Genomic DNA, 6,777 nt, shown 5'->3' with positions numbered 1-6,777 from the left:
TTAGTCGGCGAACATCGCAAGTTCGCTGATGAGATGGCTCGACACGAAAACGGTGCCGCCACGGTCTGCGAAGTCGCGGAGATAGGTGCGCAGCCAGCGGATGCCGTCTGGATCGAGTCCGTTGGCTGGTTCGTCGAGGAGCAGGACCTCGGGGTCACCGAGCAGTGCGCCTGCAAGCGTCAATCGTTGGCGCATACCGAGCGAGAATCCGCCTGCTCGCTGCTTTGCTGCCGTTTCGAGGCCGACGGTGTCGAGGGCCGTTTCGACCCGTGTTGCGGGGATCCCGGCCACTGCGGCCATTGCCCGGAGGTGGTTGCGGGCGCTGCGCCCGGGGTGCATGACTCGGGCATCGAGTACGGAGCCGACAAGGCGGGCCGGATGCGACAGGTCGGTGTACTCGACACCGCCGTAGCGGACTTCGCCGACGTCGGGCCGCGTGAGGCCGACCATCATGCGCATTGCGGTCGACTTGCCGGCGCCGTTCGGGCCCACGAAGCCGGTGACGGTGCCAGCAGCGACGTCGAACGACATGTTGTCGACGGCGACTCGGTCGCCGTAGCGCTTGGTGATTCCTGCGACGTTGATCATTTCGTGCGTGTCCTTCCTTGAATTCGTACGTGAGGGGCTCGAGGGTGCACCCGTGACCCGGTCCGAAGATGACTTCGGTTTTCGGGTCGAACGTCGTTGCCGCCCTGAGCAGCGTTCACGGCGAGTTCTCGATCTCGCCAGCCGCCGACGAGAGGTCAACAGTCTCGGGTTGTTCCTGATGGGTCAGCAGCACGAGGCCGACGCCGATGAACCACACGATCGAGCCGAGCCCGAACACCATCTCGACCGCCTCGAACGCCGGGACGACCGTGACGAAGCCCGCCACCGCCGTCACTGTGCCCACGACGTTGAGCCAGCGGGGCAGGCGGGCGGTGATCAGCGCAGCGATCGAGACGAGGCCGATCCAGATGCCACCGACGAGTTCGTTGCCGCCGCCGAGTCCGTTGGTGACGACGTCGATCGCGGACCACACCGTGGCGGCGCGGTCGGGGTCGGTGTCGGCGAGGTCGGCGACGGCTTCGATCCCGATGTTGGAGATCATGCCCGTGGCGAACACCAACGCTGCCCAGATGCCGGCGAACGCGGCAGCGGTGTTCGCGAGGATCGGTGTGGCGTCGACCAGTCGCTGTCGGAGCGCGAGCGCCATCGGGACGAGGGCGGCGCCGAACACGATGAACATGCCGATGTACCAGGCGAGCAATCCGCCCTGGTGGTCGACGAGAAAGTCGACCGACTCGGCGAGTGTCGCATCGGGGTCGGTGTAGTCGGCAAATGATGTCGCGAACATCGCGATGCCGTAGCCGAACGTGCCGGCGGCCAGCAGTGCGGCGGCGCCGCCGATGCGGCTGAGCCTCCACGTACGTCGTGGTGTGTGGGCGGTTGGGTTGGCCGGCGCCAGGGGTGTGTTGATGGTCATGACTGTTCTCCTTCGAGGTTGGGATTCGGTATTTCAGGTTGAGATGGGGCACTGGTGTGCTGGTCGAGTCGGCGGAGCGCGACCACCTCGATGTTGAGCGAGGTGTAGTGAGCCAGGAGCCCGTTGAGGTGCGACGAGTCGCGCACGTGGCCGACCAGGCGAGTCGTGCCCGCTTCGGTCATCTCCACGGTGAACTCGTCGATGACCGGCCGGAGGGCGCGTTCGGAGGCGTGGCCACCGAGCTCGATCTCGTAGCGGGTGGGTCCCGTTCGTTCGGTCATGGGATCACGATCCCGTTGAACGGGGTGAGTCGTCATCGCTCACCCGGCCGTCTCACCCGGGTGATTCGTTCCCGTCTCGGATCCGAGCGGCGTCGCCTAGATTCGACGGTGATGGTTGAGCAGGGTGCGGGCGAGTTGGTCGCCACCAAGTTGCAGGTGCCGACGGTGCCGGTCGGTCTGGTTCGGCGCGTCCGCCTGGACGCACTGCTGGAGCGAGCGGTCGCCGAACGTCACCGGCTCGTGCTCGTCAGTGCCCCGGCCGGGTCGGGCAAGTCGACACTCCTCGCAGGAAGCCTGGCCGATCGCGGCGACCTGGTCTGGGTCCAGATGGAACCCAGCGATGCCGATCCCGTCAGGTTCTGGTCGTACCTCGTCGGGGCGGTCGACGGTGCTCGACCGGGCGTGAGGAACATGGTGGAGCCGGTGATCGTCTCGACCGGAGGGTCGCCCGACTCGGTCGTCCCGGCGCTGGTCAACGCGCTGAACGAGGGGCCGAACCGGTTGGTGATCGTGATCGACGACTACCACGTCATCGACAACACGGCGATCCACGACGGCGTCGAACGACTCATCGACCTCTGCCCGGACCACGTCCAAATCGTGATCGCAACGCGAATCGACCCGGCCTTCCGACTCGGCAGACTCCGCGTCCGAGGCCAGCTCACCGAGATCCGCGCGTCCGATCTTCGGTTCGACGCCGACGAGGCGGCTGGCCTGCTCGGGACCTCGTCTCTGGATCGCGAGGCGCTGCTCACGTTGTGCGACCGAACCGAGGGGTGGGCGGCCGGGCTCGTCCTCGCCGGACTGTCGCTCGCAGGCGTCGACGACACGTCCCGATTCATCGCCGGCTTCCGCGGCGACGATCAACTCGTTGTCGACTACCTCACCGACGAACTCCTCGCGTCGATCCCACCCGACGAGCGCCGACGCCTGATCGAAACGTCGATCCTCGATCAGCTCACCGGTCCGCTGATCGACGCCGTGACGGGATCGACCGACGGCAGCCAATGGCTGACCCGTACCGCTGCCACCAACCAGCTGCTCATCGGTCTCGACCGGACGGGCACCACGTTCCGGTATCACCACCTCCTGCGTGACCTGCTTCGTCTCGAGGCCGAGCGTGAGATCCCCGATCGCCTTCACGAACTGCACCTCGCTGCCGCATCGTGGCATCACGATCGCGGCGACATGTACACCGCAATCGAGCACTACATCGCGGGAGGCGATCTCGTCGCAGCCGGCGATCTCATCTCGATCCACGCCACTGCGCTGCTCAACGGCGGACAGATCTTCACCGTGCTCCGCTTGCTCGATCAGCTCGGCGACCTCCCCGAACGCCACTCGCCGAGTGCGCTCGTGCGCGGCTGGATCAACCTCGCGACGGGCCGCTTCGCGGGTGCTCGTCACTACTACGACATCGCCGTCGAGTGCGACGGCGAAACCGACGCCAACCTCACCGCGTCGCTCGGAATCATGGTGCACCTCGCCGAAGGGCTCCTCGGTGAAGCCATCTCGATCGCCCAGCGCATGGATCACCCGACCGAGTCGACCCGAGCGATCGGGCTGGTCGCCGCATACACGTGGGCCGGGATGTTCGACGAAGCGCGGCGGTACATCGCGATCGCCCGCGAACTCGGCGCGTCCGAACCGTCCGACTATGCGTTGACGATCGCGCCCGGTTTCGCTGCCGTCGTCGAGATGGAGCTGGGGAACCGGTCCTCGGCCGCTGACCACGCGGCGGCGAGCCTGGAACACGCCCGGGGCCACAGCGTCGCGGAGTCGCCGCATCTCTCCATGTCGCACGCCGTGCTGGCGTGCACCACATCCGATCCCGAACAACGGGCCGCCATGTCGGAGCAAGCGGTCGAACTCGCTCGGCGAGCACCTGAGCCCTTCACCCTGGGGTACGTCCTCGCCCTCATCGGCGACACAGCCTGCGAAAACGACGACCCGGCGGGATCGCAGCTGCTCCGCGAAGCACGCCAGACCGTCGACCGGTGCCCCGACACTGGCATCGTCGGCGCAACGCTCGCCCGCCTCGAAGCACGACACCGGCTCGGCGTGCGAGCCGAACCGTCGACCGAACTCGTCGAGGAGATCACCGAACGCGAGCTCGCCGTCTTGCGCTATCTGCCCTCGCAGCTCTCCCAACGCGAGATCGCAAGTGAGCTGTTCGTCTCGCTCAACACGGTGAAGACGCATTGCAAGGCCATCTACCGCAAGTTGGGCGTGGACGGCCGCAAGCCAGCGGTCCACGCTGCTCGGCAGCACGGACTGCTCTGAGGTCGCTCAGAACCTCGATGGCCGGGCAGGATTCGCTGCGGACAAGGACGTTGCGTCGGAATGGTCACGTCGGCTCGGTGGCAAGCGACACTGTCCGGCGTGCAGCCGCGGACCGAAGTTCGACCGCAGTCGACTTCTCGAAGTATCCCACCGCCAGGGGGTGCAGCCTGAAGGTTGACTCCTCGACGCGAAATGAGCGCGCCCGGCCAAGGCAACAAGACCGCCACCATCCCCCTGTCGCCGAGAACTGCACGGGCCCTCGATCTCTACATCGGCGAACGAGAATCGGGCCCAATCTTCACGAACCACGACGGAACCAGTCGACTCGATCGACACGCGTCGTGAGACGGTTGACGAAAGCCGCAGGAATCGCCAAGCGGATCAGTCCACACTCGCTGCGGCACAGGTCGATCACCGCAGCACTCGACGCCGGAGTCCCTCTGCGTGACGTGCAGGAGGCGGCGTCGCACTCGGACCCGCGAACGTCGATGCGCTACGACCGAGGCCGAGTATCACTCGACCGACACGCCACCTACATCGTCTCCGCCTTCGTCGCCGGCGCCAGCCGCTGACCAACCCTGACCGGTCGCGGGCGACAATATGATCGCCCGCGACTGTGGTTCCCTGCCGATCCACGTGGCGCTCTTCGCTGCCGGTTCACGAGTGGGTCAAATCACCGATCGAAATGTTGTTCTGATCGGCAAGGGCTCCGGGTTAGGTCCAGTTGATGACTGTCTCCAGCAATGCGCCGACCTCGTCATCGCTTGCCTCGATGCGACGCTGATGGGTGGTCACGATCATCGGTTCCAACGTCCTCTCGGCGCATCCGTGTGCAACGTTTGGTCGGTCAAGGGTCCTCGCCGGAGCACCACGACCTACGTGACTCCGATCCACTCCGCCGCGTCGTCCAAGACGGCGATGTTTTCGATCTCGAACATCGCGTCGGGTGGATAGAGCGACGACACCTCGACGATGGTGTCTGCTGGGTAAGGCGGCGTGAACCACTTACGACGGAGCTCGACCACCTGTCGTGACAGGTGGACCGGGCGCCTTGGCTCACTCGACCTTGCAGTCGACGAGAACGAGCAGGTGTTCCGCGAGCAGGTTTGTGCTCCGACCGACGTTCGCAGCCGAAGTGTCGGTTCGCCGCAGGACGCACCAGCTCGACAGTGAGCGGTGCTTGTGGGCGGCCCGTCCAAGAGTTTGAGCTGGTGTCAGAGCTCCTACCAAGTGGACACGATGTGTCACGTTTCGACCGAGTGCACCGTCGGGCTTGGAAAGGTACGGCACGCGCCTTCGTCCGCAGCTGTGCACAAACATCGAACGAAAGGAACTCGGCATGAAGATCTTCGTCACAGGAGCGACAGGTGTCCTGGGTCGGCGGGCCGTAGCGCAGCTCCTCGCAGCCGGTGCCGAGGTCACCGGCGTCGCTCGCACCCGAGCAAGAGCCGAGGCCCTGCAGACCGTCGGCGCGACCCCAGTCGAGGTGAGCTTGTTCGATCGAGACGCACTGTCAGCAGCGATCGCCGGGCATCGGGTGGTCTGCAACCTCGCCACTGCCGTGCCGACTGGCGAGCAGGCGGCCGGCCAAGACCCCTGGGAGAACAACCACAGGATTCGACGCGAAGGCGCCCGCAACCTCGTCGATGCCGCGCTCCATGCGGGCGCAGAGAGATACGTCCAGGAATCGATCGCGCTGCTCTACGCCGACGGTGGCAACGCGTTCCTGGACGAGTCGTCGGCGGTCGAGCCGACAGCGATCACCGAGCCAGCACTCACGGCCGAGTCGGAAGCTGCACGGTTCACCCAGCACGGCGGCGTGGGCATCGCGCTCCGTTTCGGGACGTTCTACGGCTTCGACAGCGCCCACACGATCGAGACGATCGAGGCGGCACGGCAGGGCGTTTTTGCCATTCCAGGCCGCGCGGATGCGTACTGGCCGTCGGTGACGACCGACGACGCCGCCTCGGCAGTCGTCGCCGCCCTCCGTGCCCCGCACGGTCTGTACAACATCGCCGAGGATCACCCGCTCACCCGGATCGAACATGCCCAGGCGCTTGCCGCCGCCCTCGGGATCGACACGCTGGAAATGCCACTGATCGACGCCGACCTCCCGGCTGACCTGTCCATGATGGTGCGCTCGCAACGCGTCACCAGCCAACTGTTCGAAGCGTTGACGGGATGGCAGACCCGGTTTCCGAGCGCTCGGCAGGGATGGCCCTTCGTCCTCTCGAGGCCATGATGCGACAGCGACGGCCAACCGCCGGATCGAACGCCCGGGACCGCAGCCGCACTTCCGAGGCGACTGAGAGCAAGAACCCGCTGTCGGCACCAGACTTTGCTTGGATTCCAGGAGGTTGTCAGGTTCTCGAACGTGAACGCCTGGCAATTTCGGAGTCAGAAGTGTGGCGGCCGAGAGGCCTGCCGAGCGAGCAGTGCAGAGGACACGACACACTGGTGGGGTCCCCACCTGGAGGTGACCATGGCGCATCCTGAGCCGATCCCCGACACCGCCATCGCCGATCGCATGCTCGGCGAGAACGCAGAGCAGCTGACGAGTGAGTTCTTGGAGCACCGACCGCGTCTGCTCGGCATCGCCTACCGCATGTTGGGAAGCATGTGGGACGCGGAAGACATCGTCGCCGACGCCATGGTGCGGTGGCTGACCATCGATCGAGAACAGGTGCGCAACCCTGCCGCGTTTCTGACGACGATGGTGACCCGACGAGCGCTCGACCAGCTCCGGTC

At 65.9% G+C, this 6,777-nt stretch carries 7 protein-coding genes and 1 pseudogene; 4 read left to right on the top strand and 4 right to left on the bottom strand.

All coding sequences use genetic code 11. The annotated features are described in order from the left end of the window. From WBV89_RS06420 to WBV89_RS06410, 3 genes are all read right to left on the bottom strand, one after another. Nucleotides 1–588 (bottom strand): ATP-binding cassette domain-containing protein, encoded by a 588-nt coding sequence (locus tag WBV89_RS06420; protein ID WP_423980505.1) that lies wholly within the window; start codon nucleotides 586–588, stop codon nucleotides 1–3. Nucleotides 589–703: 115 nt separating this feature from the next. Further along, the gene (locus tag WBV89_RS06415; protein ID WP_423980504.1) at nucleotides 704–1,465 is read right to left on the bottom strand and encodes a DUF4386 family protein; all 762 of its coding nucleotides are present in this window, start codon (nucleotides 1,463–1,465) and stop codon (nucleotides 704–706) included. Next, nucleotides 1,462–1,746, bottom strand: coding sequence for a hypothetical protein (locus tag WBV89_RS06410; protein ID WP_423980503.1), 285 nt, complete (start codon nucleotides 1,744–1,746; stop codon nucleotides 1,462–1,464). The genes WBV89_RS06415 and WBV89_RS06410 overlap by 4 nt, the downstream gene beginning before the upstream one ends. 111 nt (nucleotides 1,747–1,857) lie before the next feature. On the opposite strand from WBV89_RS06410, the gene WBV89_RS06405 reads away from it, so the two are divergent. Together WBV89_RS06405 and WBV89_RS06400 are read left to right on the top strand one after the other, a co-directional pair. Continuing rightward, entirely contained in the window at nucleotides 1,858–4,029 is a 2,172-nt protein-coding gene (locus WBV89_RS06405) for a LuxR C-terminal-related transcriptional regulator (protein WP_423980502.1), read from the top strand. A gap of 17 nt (nucleotides 4,030–4,046) precedes the next feature. Then, a complete protein-coding gene (locus WBV89_RS06400) occupies nucleotides 4,047–4,601 on the top strand; it encodes a tyrosine-type recombinase/integrase (RefSeq protein WP_423980501.1) in 555 nt (184 codons plus the stop codon). A gap of 303 nt (nucleotides 4,602–4,904) precedes the next feature. Here the strand turns inward: WBV89_RS06400 and WBV89_RS06395 are convergent. Next, nucleotides 4,905–5,057, bottom strand: a pseudogene (locus tag WBV89_RS06395) (RidA family protein); the annotation flags it as partial. Between the two features lie 311 nt (nucleotides 5,058–5,368). Between WBV89_RS06395 and WBV89_RS06390 the strand changes: the two are divergent. Together WBV89_RS06390 and WBV89_RS06385 are read left to right on the top strand one after the other, a co-directional pair. Continuing rightward, nucleotides 5,369–6,271, top strand: a complete 903-nt coding sequence (locus tag WBV89_RS06390) for an NAD-dependent epimerase/dehydratase family protein (RefSeq protein ID WP_423980500.1) — start codon at nucleotides 5,369–5,371, stop codon at nucleotides 6,269–6,271. A gap of 240 nt (nucleotides 6,272–6,511) precedes the next feature. Continuing rightward, on the top strand, nucleotides 6,512–6,777 hold a 266-nt coding region (locus WBV89_RS06385; protein WP_423980499.1), incomplete at its 3' end, for a sigma factor.

Origin of the sequence: Ilumatobacter sp. (assembly GCF_049588435.1) — a bacterium.
Taxonomy (GTDB): Bacteria; Actinomycetota; Acidimicrobiia; order Acidimicrobiales; family Ilumatobacteraceae; genus Ilumatobacter_A.
This window is presented reverse-complemented; position numbering and strand designations above follow the sequence as displayed.

Coding starts and splice junctions, on each gene's coding strand:
- WBV89_RS06420 (WP_423980505.1), bottom strand. CDS start 588: ATGATCAACGTCGCAGGAATCACCAAGCGCTACGGCGACCGAGTCGCC.
- WBV89_RS06415 (WP_423980504.1), bottom strand. CDS start 1,465: ATGACCATCAACACACCCCTGGCGCCGGCCAACCCAACCGCCCACACA.
- WBV89_RS06410 (WP_423980503.1), bottom strand. CDS start 1,746: ATGACCGAACGAACGGGACCCACCCGCTACGAGATCGAGCTCGGTGGC.
- WBV89_RS06405 (WP_423980502.1), top strand. CDS start 1,858: ATGGTTGAGCAGGGTGCGGGCGAGTTGGTCGCCACCAAGTTGCAGGTG.
- WBV89_RS06400 (WP_423980501.1), top strand. CDS start 4,047: ATGGCCGGGCAGGATTCGCTGCGGACAAGGACGTTGCGTCGGAATGGT.
- WBV89_RS06390 (WP_423980500.1), top strand. CDS start 5,369: ATGAAGATCTTCGTCACAGGAGCGACAGGTGTCCTGGGTCGGCGGGCC.